Below are 13886 nucleotides of genomic sequence, written 5' to 3'. Positions count from 1 at the left end.
CTCCCCGTTCCGAAGATTCCTATCTCGTCGTCTCGAATCGCGCCGTCAGGCGGCCGCTGCGGCAGCCGGCCGATCCGGGAGACCCCGATGCCCCCCTCAAATCGACTGTTCGACGACCTCGCCCGCCTCATGACGGACGCCGCCGGCGCCGCCCAGGGCGTCCGCCGCGAGGCCGAGACCGTGGTCCGGGCGCAGCTCGAGCGCGTCGTCCGCGACCTCGACATCGCCTCCCGCGAAGAGCTCGACGTGCTCCGCGACCTCGTGACCCAGCTCCAGGCGCAGAACGAGGCCCTGACGGCCCGCGTGGCGGCCCTGGAGGCGCGATCCGGGAGCGCCGGAGCGGGCGCCGCGGGCCTGAGCGAGGTGGTCTGAGTCGCCGCGGCAACGCCGCGGGCTTTTACACAGGAAGCGGCGTCGACGATCCGGTTTCCTGTTCACTGAATGTGACCTGCACTTTGTGTCGCGAGTCACGGCCGGTCTATAGTCGGGCATAGGGTGATTCGGGGGCTGCGGGGCGATGTCCGCAGAGCTTCGACAGTCGATCGCGTCACCGCCGGCCTAGATCTGCCGGTCGTTCCAGTTCTCGGAGTGTTCTCGCGCTCCGGTTTCGCGTCACCGCCACGTCGGGCCGGATCTCGTCCGGGTCGTCCTTTTGGATCGTCATGCCGCTTCTCAACGTCGACTTCCACGACCCGGACCGGAACGAGCATCCGCTCGACGTCGTCGAGCGGCTGGCCTCCCTGCGCGACTGGATCTTCGACCGGGCCGAGACCGACGAGATGTCGGTCACGAGCCCCGGTCGCTGGACCGACTACAACGTCGCCTTCACGTGGATCGAGGACGTCGAGGCGCTCCACGTCGCCTGCGCCTTCGACCTCAAGGTGCCGGAGCGGCAGCGCACCGAGGTGATGCGCCTGATCGCGCTGATCAACGAGCAGCTCTGGGTCGGCCATTTCGACCTCTGGACGACCGACAGCGTGGTGATGTTCCGGCACGCGCTCCTGCTGACCGGCGGCGCCGTCCCGACCCACCCGCAATGCGCCACGATGATGAAGACGGCGGTCGACGCCTGCGAGCGCTACTTCCAGGCGTTCCAGTTCGTCCTCTGGGCCGGCAAGAGCGCCCGCGAGGCCCTCGACGCCGTCCTGTTCGAGACCGAAGGCGAGGCGTGACCGCCCCCGGCGCCTCCACGGCGCGGATGCCCGCCTCCCTGGTCCTGGCCGGGGCCGGCAAGATGGGCGGCGCGATGCTGGCGGGCTGGCTAAAGGCGGGCCTCGATCCCCGCCGCACCACCATCATCGACCCGGTGCCCGTGCGCCCGATCGTGGATCTCTGCGCCGAGCGGGGCATCGCCCTGAACCCGTCCGATCCCGAGCCCGGCGACGTTCTGGTCCTCGGGATCAAGCCTCAGGGCCTGGACACGGCGGCCCCCGGGCTCGATCGGCTCATCGGCCGCGACACGCTCCTCGTCTCGATCCTGGCGGGCAAGACCGTCGCGGATCTCCGCGGCCGGCTGCCGCGGGCGCGGGCGATCGTCCGGGCGATGCCCAACCTGCCGGCGAGCATCGGCCGGGGCGCCACCGGTGCCTGTGCGAGCTCGGAGGTCACCCCCGCGCAGCGGGCGGCCGCCGAGGCCCTGTTCGCGGCCAACGGCGCCGTGGCGTGGCTCGCCGACGAGGCGCAGATCGACGCCGTGACGGCGGTCTCGGGCTCCGGACCGGCCTACGTCTTCCTCCTGGCCGAGACCCTGGCGGAGGCCGGCATCGCGGCCGGCCTGGAGCCCGACGTCGCCCGCCGCCTCGCCCGGGCGACCGTGGCGGGAGCCGGCGCGCTCCTCGATGCCAGCCCGGCCGAGGCGGCGGAGTTGCGCCGCAACGTCACGTCGCCCGGCGGCACCACCGCGGCGGCCCTCGACGTGCTGATGCGGGAGGACGGCCTCAGCGCGCTGATGCGCGAGGCCGTGGCCGCGGCCCGTCGGCGGGCGGGGGAACTGTCCGGCTGACATCGGGCGTTGGCATCAAGGGCTGACATCGGGCGGCGTCCGTGCGGCATGGCCGCGCGACGGACCTGCCCTTCGCGGCCCGCCCGCCTACATGAGGCCACACGACCGATCAGACCGGGCGACCGATCCATGACCGACAGCAAAGCCCCCTCGAAGCGGCCCCGCAAGGCCGCGAGCCCCGCCAAGGCGGGCGACGCGCAGGAAGGCGCTGCCCGAGAGAGCGCTGCCCACGCGAGCGTCGCGCAGGAGAGCGGGGCGGGGGGGAGCGGCCAGACCGGGACAGCCGATTCGGGGGTGCAGGGCGGGGCGCCGAAGCTGTCGCCCCGGGAGGCCGCCGTCGAGGCCCTGATGCGCCTCGCCGCCGAGCAGCCCTGGAACGACATCGAGGTCAGCGACATCGCCCGGGAGGCGGGCCTGACGCTCGCCGAGTTGCGCGACCTGTTCCCGTCGAAGGGGGCGGTCCTCGGCGGGCTGACACGCATCATCGACCGCAAGGTTCTGGAGGGCGATCTCACGGGTCTCGAGGAGGAGCCGACCCGCGAGCGGCTGTTCGACGTGCTGATGCGCCGCCTCGACGCCATGGAGCCCTACAAGCCGGCGCTGCGCCGGATCGCCTACGCGCTCCGGGGCGAGCCGCTCTCGATGCTGGCGCTGAACGGCGTGATGCTGAACTCGCACCGCTACATGCTGGCGGCGGCCGGGATCGACACCGAGGGGTCGCTCGGGCAGCTCAAGCTGCAGGGCGTGGTCATCGCCTTCGCCCGCGTGACCCAGGTCTGGCTGGACGACGACGATCCGGCGCTCGCCCGGACGATGGCGCGGCTCGACAAGGAGATCCGCAACGGCGAGCGCATCATGGAGCGGGCCGAGGACGTTCGCCGCCTGACGGCGCCCCTGCGCGCCATCGGCCGCTCGTTCCTGGACCGGCGGCCGCGCGACCGGCGGAGCCGCGACGGCGACGGTGACGAGAGCGACTCCGCTGCCGCCATCTAGCCCGGTCGCTCACGCGGCCTGGATGTCGCTGAGGAAGCTGTCGACCTCGCGCTTGACCGTCAGGGACTGCGTCGCCAGTTCGGCCGCCGCGCTCTGAACCTGCGCGGCGGCGCTCCCGGCCTCCCGGGCGGCGGCCAGCACGCGCGCCACGTTGGCCGAGACGCCCTCCGTCCCCCGCGCCGCTTCGCCGGCATTGCGCGAGATCTCGCCGGTGGCCGCCGTCTGCTGCACCACCGTCGCCGCGATGGCGCCGCTGATCTCGTTCACGGAGGCGATCGTGCGGGCGATCTGCGCCATCGCCTCCGCGGCCTGCCCGGAGGCCGCCTGGATCGCGGCGATCTGGCCGCCGATCTCCTCGGTCGCCCGCGCCGTCTGGGCGGCGAGCTCCTTCACTTCGGAGGCCACGACGGCGAAGCCGCGTCCCGCCTCGCCGGCCCGCGCCGCTTCGATGGTGGCGTTGAGGGCGAGCAGGTTGGTCTGGTTCGCGATGCCGGAGATCATCATCACGGCGGCCCCAATCTGCTCGGCGGCGGCGTGCAGGCTCGCCATGGCGGCGTTGGTCGCCTCGGCCTCATGGGCGGCGTGACCGGCCACCGCGTTCGAGCGCACGACCTGCCGCTCGATCTCCTGGAGCGAGGAGACCATCTCCTCGGCCGCGGCCGCGACGGTCTGGACGTTGGCCGAGGTCTGGGCAGCGGCCGAACTCGACGTCACGGCCTGGCTGTTGGTGTTGTCGGCCACCCGGGTCATCGCCTGCGCGGTCGCGTCGAGTTCGCTGGTCGCCGCCGTGACGATGTCGAGCGAGGCGGCGATCTTCGCCTGGAAGGCGTGGACGCGCTGCTCGACCCGCTCGGCCCGGCGCAGGCGGGCCTCCCGCTCGGCGGCCTGCGCCGCCTCGAGCTCCGCCCGCGCGACCGCGTTCTGGCGGAAGACGTCGACGGCCTTGGCCATCGCGCCCATCTCGTCGGTCGCCGCGCGGTACGGCACCGCGACGTGAAGATCGCCCTCGGCCAGCCGCGTCATCGCCTCCGTCATGCCGGCGACCGGTCGGATGACGCTGCGGGCCAGCACGAAGGCCAGGACGCCCCCGAGGAGCAGGGCCGCGGCGACGAGGCCGATCAGGATGTACCGGGCCCGCCTCGCCGCCAGGGCGGTCTCCCGGGAAATCGTCTCGCCGGCGGCCACGATCCGGTCGCGCAGCGCGATGCCGAGCCGGTCGATCGCGTCGGCGTGGGGCTTGATCCCGGTCTCGAACGTCGCCTTCGCCGACGCCACCGCCCGATCGTACGTGCGGAAGCCGGCCGCGGCGGCGATCAGCGCGTCGCGGACGGCCCTGACCTGCTGCCCGAAGACCGCGCCGCCCTGCGCGTCCTTGAACGCATCCAGGGCCGCAAGAGCCTGCTCGACCCGCTGCTCGAAGGCGTCGCGGTCATGGGCGTCCAGGCCGATCACGAAGCGGGCCGACGCGATGCGGGACCGCAGGACGGCGTTCTCGACGTGCTCGACCCGCGCGAGCATCGCCTCGCCGGCCCGGGCGCGCACGTCCGCGAGCAGGCTCGCGAGAAGGTTGGTGAGCGCGTTGCCGGTCTCGTAGAGCTTCGTCCTGGCCTCGCGCAGGCTCGCCCCCGACGCCGCGAGGCGTTCCAGCTCCGGCTTCATGGCGCGGGCGGCCTCCCGCACGTCGTCGTAGAGCTTCCGCCCCCCGTCCGTCATGGCCAGCGAGAAGTACCGGTCGCAGGTCTGCTCGATCGCCTGCCGGGCCTGCTCCATCGCGGCGATCAGGTCGGGATCCGGCTGGAGCCGGTACCGTTCGGCCGTCCCGACGAGGCGTGCGGCGTGACCGTCGATCATCAGGACCGATTGCGCCCCCCGCTCCACGCGCTCCTGAAGCGCGTGGTCCGCGCCGATGACAGCCTGCTGGTAGATCGCGAATGCGCCGATGATGCCCGTGATCATGACGAGCATCGCAAATCCCGCGTAGAGACGAGCGCGTATCCCAGTTCTCACGGACGTATCTTCCACAGAAGAGGCCAGACTTTCGGCCTTACGATAGACGATACGATCATGACAACATCGTGTCGCGCGATCAAGTTCAACTTGTATTATAGATGATAGACGACAATACTTAGAGACAGACCCGATATCTCGGGCGCTCGAGGTGACCAAACCTGCCGGGCTGCGCGCGCAAACGGCAATCGGTGCGTTCTCGTCGCGATGGATCAGTTCTGACGGCGCCTCCCGGTCCGCCCGGAAGCTTCGCCCTGCGCGTGTCCGCTGCCGAGCGGCGTCGAGACTTCGCGCGGTACACGCTCGCGCTGGATCACGCGGGCGATGCACTTGCATTGCGGCACGGTCCGGCCCGCGTTGCTGACATCGGGCAGGAAGACCCGCGCTACAGTCCCGACCTTCGGGGAGACATGGCGACGGCCTGAAGCGCGTCGGCCGCGATTCGATCGACGGGTCGCGCAGACCCCCGGCTCGCGGGCCGTCCGGGTCGATCAGGCCTCGCGCCGGAGTTCAGGCGGCGCGGCTCGCCAGCGCCTCGCGCATGGTCGTGGCGATCATCCCGTTCTGGAACTGGTCGCGCGGGACCAGCAGCGCGTCGGGCACGCGGACCGACGCCTCCGGCCCCATGGCGTCGACCGGGTCGCTGGCGAGGATGATGCGCAGGGCCGGGCGCAGGGCCCGGGCCTCGACGGCCAGCTGCGCGCAGCACAGGCCGCCCTGGAGCGCGGTATCGACCACCAGCACGTCCACCGGCAGGCCCAGGGCCAGCACCGTCATGGCGTCGACGCCGCGGTCGCAGGCGGTGACCTGGTAGCCCAGCATCCGGACCTGGGCCGAGACCTCGTCGCGCCAGCGCTTGTGGCGGCCGACGACCAGAACCTGGATCCGGTAGCAGCTGCCCTGGGGAAGGCTGCTCGAGGCAGTCTCGTCGTCGGCTGGGGGCATTCCGCACTCGACTTCGCGCTGGCTTTGCGATGCAGCATGCTAAGCTGGGATGCAATCCACACGCAAGCCCGGCGCCGTCATCACGCCGCATTCGGCGCCGCCGTTGCACAATGGCGAAGCACTCCGGCGGCCTGATCATAGGCTGGGCACGGAGTTGACGCCGGCGGGGTCGCGCGGGCAACACCGGGCCGCCGCGGGACCTGAGCCGCGCGCTGCCGGAGCCCGAGCCGATGTCGTCCGCGAAAGCCCCTCCCGTCTCCCCGCTGGCGCCCACCGCGATGCCCGATCTGCCGCCCCTGCCGGGCGTGCGAATCGCGACCGCCCAGGCGGGGATCCGCTACAGCGGCCGCACCGACGTGCTCTACGTGGCGCTGGAGGCCGGGACCCGGGCAGCGGGGGTGTTCACCCGGTCGAAGTGTCCCTCGGCGCCGGTGGATTGGTGCCGCGACGCCCTGGCCGACGGGTCGGCGCGGGCGCTCGTGGTCAATTCCGGCAACGCCAACGCCTTCACGGGCCGGCTCGGGCGCGACGCGGTGGCGCGCACCGTCGAGATCGCCGCGGAGGCGGCGGGCTGCGGCGCGCGCGAGGTCTACGTCGCCTCGACCGGCGTGATCGGCGAGCCGCTCCCGGCGGAGCGGTTCGCGGGCGTGCTGGCGGACTGCGCGGCCCGCGCCGAGGACGGGCCGGCCGCCTGGACCGAGGCGGCCCGGGCGATCATGACCACCGACACCTTCCCGAAGCTCGCGACGCGCACGGCCGAGATCGACGGCGTGCGCGTGACGATCAACGGCATCGCCAAGGGCGCCGGCATGATCGCCCCCGACATGGCGACGATGCTGTCCTTCGTCTTCACCGACGCGGCCCTGCCGCAGGACGTGCTGCAGGCGCTCCTCTCGGCCGGGACGAAGACGAGCTTCAACTGCGTGACCGTGGACGGCGACACCTCCACCTCCGACACGCTGATGCTGTTCGCCACCGCCAGGGCCGGCAACCCGGCGATCAGCGATCCCGCCGACCCGCGCCTCGCCGGCTTCCGGGAGGCGCTCGACGACCTGCTGGTCGAGTTGGCCCAGCTCGTCGCCAAGGACGGCGAGGGCGCGCGCAAGTTCGTCACCGTGCGGGTCACCGGCGCCGAGAGCGACGCCTCCGCGCACCGCATCGCGATGTCGATCGCCAACTCGCCACTGGTGAAGACCGCGGTGGCCGGCGAGGACGCCAACTGGGGCCGTGTGGTGATGGCCGTGGGCAAGGCCGGCGAGCCCGCCGACCGCGACCGGCTCGCGATCTGGTTCGGCGACGTGCGGGTGGCGGTCCAGGGCGCCCGCGACCCCGATTACAGCGAGGCGGCGGCGAGCGCCGTGATGCGCGCGCCGGAGATCACGGTCCGGGTCGATCTCGGCCTGGGCGACGGCACGGCCCGCGTCTGGACCTGCGACCTGACCAAGGCCTACGTCGAGATCAACGGGGATTACCGCTCGTGAGGGCGGTCCTGTCCGGCGCCCTCCTCGTCCTGAGCCTGGCGACCGCGGCGCGGGCCGACGACGCGGCGTGCAAGCGCCACATCAGCGTCGTCGGGCGCGCGTCGGAGACGCGGGCGCCGGACTTCGCCGAGGTGACCGTCGGGATCGAGGCGCGTGGGGCGAGTGCGGCGGCCGCCCTCGACGCGGCCTCGAAGGCGGTGGCCGGGGTCTCGGCGCAGGCCCGCGCCCTCGGGGTCCCGCCCGCCGATCTCGGCACGGCCGCCGTCACCCTGCAGACCGCGACCCGCACCGTCGCCCGGCCGGGGGGCGCCGTCACCGAGGAGCCCGACGGCTACCGCGCCAGCAACCTCGTCACCGTCCGGCTCGCCGACATGGACCGCCTCGGCGACCTGCTCCGGCAGGCCCTCGAATCCGGCGCGAACCGAATCGACGGCGTGAGCTTCGGGCTGCGCGACCCGGACAAGAGCGAGGCGGCCCTCCAGGTGGCGGCGACCCGGGACGCGCGGAGCCGCGCCGAGGCCCTCGCGGAGGCGGTCGGCGCCAAGCTCGGCCCGCTCTGCACGCTGAGCACAGCCGCGGCCGGCACGCCGTACCGCCCGGCGCTGGAGATGGCCCGGGCGGCGCCGATGGCGGCCAAAGGACGGCGGGTGCCGCTGGAGGCGGGCACGATCCCGATGTCCTCCGAGGTCTCGGCCACCTTCGCGGTGGCGCAGTGAGCGCGCCCGAGAACGCCCCCGACGGCGCCCCCGCTGCCGCGCCCCTGCGCCTGCTCCTCGTGGTCGCCGTCGCCCTCGTCGACGTCGACGGCCGCGTCCTCGTGAGCGAGCGCCCGGCGGGCAAGCAGCTCGCCGGCCTGTGGGAGTTCCCAGGCGGCAAGGTCGAGCCCGGCGAGCGCCCCGAGCAGACGCTGATCCGCGAGCTGGCGGAGGAGCTCGGCATCCGGGTCGAGGAGCCCTGCCTCGCGCCGCTGACCTTCGCGAGCCACGCCTACCCGGACTTCCACCTGCTGATGCCGCTCTACATCTGCCGGCGCTGGACGGGGACGCCGCGGTCGATGGAGGGGCAGGCGCTCAAGTGGGTGCGCCCCAAGGCCCTGCGCGACCTCGCGATGCCGCCCGCCGACGCGCCGCTGATCCCGTTCCTGATCGACCTGCTGGATTCCTGACCCCGTCGCGGGCCGCCCTCACAGGGTCAGGATCGACTCGACGACCTCCTGCACGTCGAGCGCCTCCGCGAAGGTGGCGAGGTGGTGGGGCTCGCCGCGCGCCATGCGGACGACGCCCTCGAGCTGGCGCCGGAGCGTGATCGGCCGCAGCTTCTCGTTCGGGATCGCGTCGGGCTCCGGCTCGAAGCGCCCGTCGGCGCCCCGCCGCTCGGCGATGGCCCAGTCGCGCAGCCGGACGGCGCCCGCGTCGCCCTCCAGCGTCCACGTGTTGTGGTCGTCGGCCGCGACGCCGCCAACGCGGCCGGTCAGGGTGACGGGGATCCCGCCCGCCGTGAGCGTCACGTCGATCGCGCGCTCGGACCGGCCCGGTTCCGGGAAGGCGATCCGTCCGGCGAGCCCGGCGAGCGGGCCGAGCTGGCGGCGGGCCAGGAACAGGAAGTGCGAGACCACCTCGCGGGTGAAGCCGCCCTCGCCCCGCGCGTCGAGCCAGCGGGCGGCGTCGGCCTGCCAGGGCCGGGGCCAGCGGGCGAACGCCACCGCGACGGTGAGCGCCCGTGGCGTGCCGACCGCGCCGGCCGCGATCCAGCGCTCGATCGTCGCCACGCCCGGCGACGAGGCGAACGGGAAATTGACCGTGCCCGCGCCCCTCGCCTCCGCCACGAAGGCGCGGGCATCGGCGCGATCGATGGCCAGCGGCTTCTCGCAGAAGACGCTCCGGCCGGCGGCCAGGGCGGCGCGGGCGTAGCCGAGATGCGAGGCGGGCGGCGAGGCGACGTAGACGCAGTCGCTCGCCGCCACGACGGCGGCGGAATCGGCCACCCGCGGCACCGCCGGGAAGGCCGCGCCGATCCGGTCCAGGGCCGCCGGGGCCGGATCCCAGATCGCCGCGACCCGCACGGGCGAGTCCGTCGCCCCGTGGATCGCGCCGAGCAGGCGCTCGGCCATGATTCCCGCGCCGATGATCCCGATGGTGAGCGGTGCGTCGGAGGTCGGCATGCGGGGATCCGTGCGGCTTCTGGCGTCTGACGAGCCGCGGCGCGGCCCGTCGCAGGCTTTAGGAGCCCGAACCGGCGCGGGGAAGGCCGCCGGTCAACGCGACCCGGGATCTCAGCCCTGGATGAAGGCGAGCAGGTCGGCGTTGAGCCGGTCCTTGTGGGTGGCGGCCAGCCCGTGCGGGGCGCCCGGATACTCCTTCAGCACGGCGCCCGGCACGAGCTTGACGGCGGCGCGCGCGGTGGCGTCGATCGGCACGATCTGGTCGTCGTCGCCGTGCACGAGCAGGGTCGGCACGTCGATGCGCTTCAGGTCCTCGGTGAAGTCGGTCTCCGAGAAGGCCGCCACGCAGGCGTGCACGTTCCGCAGGCCCGCCATCATGCCCTGCATCCAGAACGTGTCCCGCAGGCCTTCGCTGACCGCGGCGCCGGCGCGGTTCGCGCCGTAGAACGGGCCGCTCAGGTCCTTGAAGAACTGGGACCGGTCGCGCAGGACCGAGTCTCGGATGCGGTCGAACACGTCCCGGGGCAGGCCGCCCGGATTCGCGTCGGTCCGGACCATCTGGGGCGTCACGGCCCCGACCAGCACCGCCTTGGCGATGCGCGCCGTCCCGTGCCGCCCGATGGTGCGGGCGACCTCGCCGCCGCCGGTGGAGTGGCCGACCAGCACCGCGTCGCGCAGGTCGAGATGGGCGATCAGCCCGGCGAGGTCGTCCGCGAAGGTGTCCATGTCGTTGCCCGACCAGGGCTGCCCGGAGCGACCGTGCCCGCGCCGGTCATGGGCGATGACCCGGAACCGGCGCTCCGCGAGGAACAGCATCTGGTCCTCCCAGGCGTCGCCGTTGAGCGGCCAGCCGTGGCTGAAGACCACCGGCTGCCCGGCGCCCCAGTCCTTGTAGTAGATCTGGGTGCCGTCCTGCGCGGTGAAGTAGGGCATCGTGGTCTCCCGAGGGTCGAGAAGGCAGAGGGCGAGAAGGAGGGGTCGCGCGGACCGACGGACCGGTCAGGCTCGGCCCTGCCGCGCGTCGAGGCTGAGCGGGCCGGCCCCGAAGGCCGCGACCTGAAGCAAGCCGCCGGCCATGGCGAGGTTCTTCAGGAAGTGGAACATCTGGTTCTGGTCGCCGAGGGCCGCGTGGAAGGTCACCGCGGTGGCCACCGCGAAGAGCGCGAGGGCCAGGGCGACCAGCCGCGTGCGGTAGCCGGCGACGAGCAGCAGCCCGCCGACGACCTCCACGGAGGTCGCCGCCGCGTAGGCGAGCGGCGGCAGCGGCAGGTGGGCGGCCTCGATGGTGGCGAGCGTCGCGGCCGGGGCCGCGAGCTTGCCGGCGCCGCTCACGAGGAAGATCGCGCTCATCAGGACCCGGCCGGTCACCGGCAACAGGGCGGTCGCGCTGGAAGAATAGATCGGGGGCATCGTCGAACGCTCCGTCCTGTCGTGCGCGGCCGGCTCAGGCCGCTTCGGGAAGTGTGAGGCCGCGAAGCCAGTTCAGCGCCAGGCCGATATCGGCCTGCGACAGGCCGTGGCCCGTCGGCAGGATGCGGTGCTCGACGCGAACTCCGGCCGCGGTGAGCTGCTGCGCGAGGCGCCGCGCGTTCTCGACGGGCACGATCGGGTCCATCGCCCCGGAGAGGATCAGGACCGGCCGGCCGGCGAGATCCGCGGCCGGGGGCTCGGCGAACGGCACCATCGGGCGGATCAGGACCGCGCCCGCCAGGGTCTCCGGCCGCAGCAGCAGCAGCGACGCGGCGATATTGGCGCCGTTCGAGAAGCCCAGCGCCACCGGCGTCCCGAGCCCGTACCGCGTCCGGGCGGCCGCCACGAAGGCCGCGAGGTCGCCGGTGCGGCGGCGCAGGTCCGCCTCGTCGAAGACGCCCTCCGCCAGGCGCCGGAAGAATCGCGGCATGCCGTTCTCGCTGACGGCGCCGCGGGGCGCCAGCAGGGCGGCCTCCGGCGCGACCGTGCGGCCGAGGGGCAGGAGGTCGGTCTCGTCGCCACCGGTCCCGTGCAGGAGCAGCAGGGGACGGGCGGTGTCGGGACCGGGCTCGAAGCGGTGGATGAAGCCGGCGGTGTCCTGGGTCATGATGGCCTCACGGGTGACGGGGAGAGGTCCCGCCCCGCGCGGGCGCGGGGCGGGCATGGTGGTGTCGCGGCTCAGGCGACCTTCGGCAGGACGGCCTCGATCTCGGCCCGGTGCGGCTCGAGGCCGGCGGGGAGCTTGAGGGCCTGGCCGAGGGCCTCGATCGGCTCGTCCACCGCGAAGCCGGGCGCGTCGGTGGCGATCTCGAACAGCACGCCGCCGGGCTCGCGGAAGTAGATCGAGCGGAAGTACTGGCGGTCGCGCTGCTCGGTGACGTGGAGCCCCCGCGCCGCGAGCGCCCGGCCCATCGCGGCCTGCGCGGCGTCGTCCGCCGCCCGGAACGCGATGTGGTGGACCGAGCCCGCCCCCGGGCGGCCGGGCAGGAACCCGCCGACGGCCCGCAGGGTGACGAGACCGCCGAGCTCGGCGCTGCCCGCGAAGCGGATCAGGTTGCCCTCGCGGCCGACCTCTTCCAGCCCGAGCACCTCCGTGAGGATCGCGGCGGTCGCCTCGGCCCTGTCGAGGAGGAGCGTGACGCCGTGCAGGCCGCGGATCGCGTGCTCGGCCGGCACCTCGCTCGACGCCCAGCCCTCCGCGTCGCCGACATCGACGCCCACCAGCGCGAGCATCATGCCGTCCGGGTCGCGGAAGCGCAGCGTCGGCGCGCCGAAGACCTGGACCAGCGGCTCGTGGGCCACGCCCTTCTCGATGAGCCGGTGGGTCCACCAGCCGATGGAGGCGCGGGGAACCCGGAAGGCCGTCTCCTGGGTCTCGCCGATCCCGACCCGGCCCGGCGCGGCGTGCTCGACGGGGAAGAAGGTCAGGATCGTGCCGGGCCGCCCGGCCGCGTCGCCGTAGTACAGGTGGTAGGTGCCCGGATCGTCGAAATTGACGGTCTTCTTCACCAGACGCAGCCCGAGGATTCGGGTGTGGAAGTCGAGGTTGCGCAGGGCCGGCCCGGAAAAGGCCGTGACGTGGTGGAGGCCGGTCTGAACCATGGCGATGTCTCCCGACGGAAGGCCGCGGCGGGCGGCCTGTTGCGATGACGGGAATGTGCCCCTTGCCATGGGCGGCGAAAATAGAAACGGTGGAAACCTATCGTTTCCGGATCTGATCGATGAGACTGCCCGATTTCGAGGCCTGGGCCGTGTTCGCCAAGGTGGTGGAGACCGGCTCCTTCGGCCGCGCCGCCGCGGAACTGGGCCTGTCGAAGGCCACGGTCTCGAAGGCAGTGAGCCGGCTCGAATTGCGGATCGGCGCCCGCCTGTTCAACCGCACGTCGCGGAAGCTCGCCCTCACCGAGGCCGGGCAGGCCGCCAAGGACGGTGCCGCGCGCATCCTCGCCGAGGGCGAGGCCGCGGAGGCGCTGGCGACGGCGGGCGCCGCGGAGCCGCGCGGGCTGGTGCGGCTCGCGGCGCCGATGACCTTCGGGGTGATGCACGTGGCCCCGATCCTGCCGGCCTTCCTCCGGGAGTACCCGGCCGTCTCGGTGGATCTCCACCTGTCGGACGCGGTCGTCGACCTCGTCGGCGGCGGGTTCGACATCGGGCTGCGCATCGCGGCCCTGCCGGATTCCTCCCTGCGCGCGCGCCGGCTCTGCGAGATCCGCCGCTCGCTGGTCGCCACGCCCGTCTATCTCGACCGGCACGGCCGGCCCGAGCACCCGGACGACCTCGTTCACCACACCTGCCTCGGCTACGCCTACCTGCCGACGCCGGACCGCTGGCGCTTCGTGGACGGGAGCGGCGCGGAGGCCGTCGTGGTGCCGGCGGGCCAGCTCCGGGCGAACAACGCCGAGGCGCTGGCGCCGGCGCTGCGGGCCGGCCTCGGACTCGCCCTGCAGCCCGACTTCATGATCTGGGACGACCTCGAAGCCGGGCGCCTCGAGCGGGTGCTGCCGGCCTGGTCGCCGCCGCCGATCGCCCTGCACCTCGTCACGCCGCCGGGCGATCCGCGGCCGGCGCGGGTGACGGCGCTGATCGCCCATCTCGCCCAGACCCTCGGCCAGGCGCCCTGGGCCGCGCCGCCGCCGCGAGGCCACGCGGCGGACCGGTGAGTCCCGCGCCGGCGCGCGCGTCATTCACCTGGATCAATGCCGTCTACGCGAACGTGCGTTACCGGCGAGCAGCGTGCCTCCGAAGACGGCCTGCTCCTTGCGGGTGCATCTGTCGGAGAACGGCCGAGACTTGCCGCTCGGCCGGGAATCTCGGCCAAGCAAACTTC

15 protein-coding genes are annotated in these 13886 nt (G+C 73.4%); 8 read left to right on the top strand and 7 right to left on the bottom strand.

All coding sequences use genetic code 11. The annotated features are described in order from the left end of the window. Positions 1-87: 87 nt before the first annotated feature. The 4 genes from C4T42_RS01540 to C4T42_RS01525 all read left to right on the top strand — a co-directional run bounded on the left by C4T42_RS01540 (position 88) and on the right by C4T42_RS01525 (position 2995). Positions 88-372, top strand: a complete 285-nt coding sequence (locus C4T42_RS01540) for an accessory factor UbiK family protein (protein WP_020090941.1) — start codon at positions 88-90, stop codon at positions 370-372. 290 nt (positions 373-662) lie between these two features. After that, complete coding sequence (locus C4T42_RS01535; protein WP_020090942.1) at positions 663-1172, top strand: YbjN domain-containing protein; 510 nt, start codon at positions 663-665, stop codon at positions 1170-1172. 26 nt (positions 1173-1198) lie between these two features. Further along, positions 1199-2002, top strand: a complete 804-nt coding sequence (gene proC, locus C4T42_RS01530) for a pyrroline-5-carboxylate reductase (RefSeq protein ID WP_103984698.1) — start codon at positions 1199-1201, stop codon at positions 2000-2002. Between the two features lie 129 nt (positions 2003-2131). Beyond that, positions 2132-2995 carry a TetR/AcrR family transcriptional regulator gene (locus C4T42_RS01525; protein WP_181049134.1) on the top strand — a complete coding sequence of 288 codons (864 nt, stop codon included), beginning with the start codon at positions 2132-2134 and terminating at the stop codon, positions 2993-2995. Positions 2996-3004: 9 nt separating this feature from the next. On the opposite strand, the gene C4T42_RS01520 is transcribed toward C4T42_RS01525, so the two are convergent. Both C4T42_RS01520 and C4T42_RS01515 read right to left on the bottom strand, forming a co-directional pair. Further along, positions 3005-4951 (bottom strand): methyl-accepting chemotaxis protein, encoded by a 1947-nt coding sequence (locus C4T42_RS01520; RefSeq protein WP_103984696.1) that lies wholly within the window; start codon positions 4949-4951, stop codon positions 3005-3007. A gap of 561 nt (positions 4952-5512) precedes the next feature. Next, a complete protein-coding gene (locus C4T42_RS01515; RefSeq protein ID WP_020090945.1) occupies positions 5513-5947 on the bottom strand; it encodes a histidine kinase in 435 nt (144 codons plus the stop codon). Positions 5948-6177: 230 nt separating this feature from the next. On the opposite strand from C4T42_RS01515, the gene argJ reads away from it, so the two are divergent. The 3 genes from argJ to C4T42_RS01500 are packed head-to-tail and all read left to right on the top strand — an operon-like array spanning position 6178 to position 8593. After that, positions 6178-7428, top strand: a complete 1251-nt coding sequence (gene argJ, locus C4T42_RS01510) for a bifunctional glutamate N-acetyltransferase/amino-acid acetyltransferase ArgJ (RefSeq protein ID WP_026604589.1) — start codon at positions 6178-6180, stop codon at positions 7426-7428. Further along, on the top strand, positions 7425-8144 hold the full coding sequence (locus tag C4T42_RS01505) for an SIMPL domain-containing protein (protein WP_020090947.1): 720 nt from the start codon (positions 7425-7427) through the stop codon (positions 8142-8144). Before argJ ends, C4T42_RS01505 begins: the two co-directional genes overlap by 4 nt. Further along, positions 8141-8593, top strand: coding sequence for a (deoxy)nucleoside triphosphate pyrophosphohydrolase (locus C4T42_RS01500; RefSeq protein WP_020090948.1), 453 nt, complete (start codon positions 8141-8143; stop codon positions 8591-8593). The genes C4T42_RS01505 and C4T42_RS01500 overlap by 4 nt, the downstream gene beginning before the upstream one ends. Positions 8594-8611: 18 nt before the next feature. Here C4T42_RS01500 and C4T42_RS01495 read toward each other — a convergent pair whose 3' ends face one another. The 5 genes from C4T42_RS01495 to C4T42_RS01475 all read right to left on the bottom strand — a co-directional run bounded on the left by C4T42_RS01495 (position 8612) and on the right by C4T42_RS01475 (position 12661). Beyond that, positions 8612-9589: a Gfo/Idh/MocA family oxidoreductase gene (locus tag C4T42_RS01495; protein ID WP_103984628.1), complete on the bottom strand. Its 978-nt coding sequence runs from the start codon at positions 9587-9589 to the stop codon at positions 8612-8614. Between the two features lie 111 nt (positions 9590-9700). Then, the gene (locus tag C4T42_RS01490) at positions 9701-10522 is read right to left on the bottom strand and encodes an alpha/beta hydrolase (RefSeq protein ID WP_020090950.1); all 822 of its coding nucleotides are present in this window, start codon (positions 10520-10522) and stop codon (positions 9701-9703) included. A gap of 66 nt (positions 10523-10588) precedes the next feature. Continuing rightward, positions 10589-10999, bottom strand: coding sequence for a DoxX family protein (locus tag C4T42_RS01485; protein ID WP_020090951.1), 411 nt, complete (start codon positions 10997-10999; stop codon positions 10589-10591). A gap of 34 nt (positions 11000-11033) precedes the next feature. Then, entirely contained in the window at positions 11034-11666 is a 633-nt protein-coding gene (locus C4T42_RS01480; RefSeq protein ID WP_020090952.1) for an alpha/beta hydrolase, read from the bottom strand. Between the two features lie 71 nt (positions 11667-11737). Then, positions 11738-12661 (bottom strand): ring-cleaving dioxygenase, encoded by a 924-nt coding sequence (locus C4T42_RS01475; protein ID WP_042670591.1) that lies wholly within the window; start codon positions 12659-12661, stop codon positions 11738-11740. 119 nt (positions 12662-12780) lie between these two features. On the opposite strand from C4T42_RS01475, the gene C4T42_RS01470 reads away from it, so the two are divergent. Next, positions 12781-13719, top strand: coding sequence for a LysR family transcriptional regulator (locus tag C4T42_RS01470; RefSeq protein WP_103984627.1), 939 nt, complete (start codon positions 12781-12783; stop codon positions 13717-13719). The last annotated feature ends 167 nt before the right edge of the window (positions 13720-13886 follow it).

Origin of the sequence: Methylobacterium sp. 190mf (assembly GCF_900107945.1) — a bacterium.
Classification (GTDB): Bacteria; Pseudomonadota; Alphaproteobacteria; order Rhizobiales; family Beijerinckiaceae; genus Methylobacterium.
This window is presented reverse-complemented; position numbering and strand designations above follow the sequence as displayed.

Coding starts and splice junctions, on each gene's coding strand:
- C4T42_RS01490 (WP_020090950.1), bottom strand. CDS start 10,522: ATGCCCTACTTCACCGCGCAGGACGGCACCCAGATCTACTACAAGGAC.
- C4T42_RS01540 (WP_020090941.1), top strand. CDS start 88: ATGCCCCCCTCAAATCGACTGTTCGACGACCTCGCCCGCCTCATGACG.
- C4T42_RS01495 (WP_103984628.1), bottom strand. CDS start 9,589: ATGCCGACCTCCGACGCACCGCTCACCATCGGGATCATCGGCGCGGGA.
- C4T42_RS01515 (WP_020090945.1), bottom strand. CDS start 5,947: ATGCCCCCAGCCGACGACGAGACTGCCTCGAGCAGCCTTCCCCAGGGC.
- C4T42_RS01535 (WP_020090942.1), top strand. CDS start 663: ATGCCGCTTCTCAACGTCGACTTCCACGACCCGGACCGGAACGAGCAT.
- C4T42_RS01480 (WP_020090952.1), bottom strand. CDS start 11,666: ATGACCCAGGACACCGCCGGCTTCATCCACCGCTTCGAGCCCGGTCCC.
- C4T42_RS01485 (WP_020090951.1), bottom strand. CDS start 10,999: ATGCCCCCGATCTATTCTTCCAGCGCGACCGCCCTGTTGCCGGTGACC.
- C4T42_RS01475 (WP_042670591.1), bottom strand. CDS start 12,661: ATGGTTCAGACCGGCCTCCACCACGTCACGGCCTTTTCCGGGCCGGCC.
- argJ (WP_026604589.1), top strand. CDS start 6,178: ATGTCGTCCGCGAAAGCCCCTCCCGTCTCCCCGCTGGCGCCCACCGCG.
- C4T42_RS01520 (WP_103984696.1), bottom strand. CDS start 4,951: ATGATCACGGGCATCATCGGCGCATTCGCGATCTACCAGCAGGCTGTC.
- C4T42_RS01525 (WP_181049134.1), top strand. CDS start 2,132: ATGACCGACAGCAAAGCCCCCTCGAAGCGGCCCCGCAAGGCCGCGAGC.
- proC (WP_103984698.1), top strand. CDS start 1,199: ATGCCCGCCTCCCTGGTCCTGGCCGGGGCCGGCAAGATGGGCGGCGCG.
- C4T42_RS01470 (WP_103984627.1), top strand. CDS start 12,781: ATGAGACTGCCCGATTTCGAGGCCTGGGCCGTGTTCGCCAAGGTGGTG.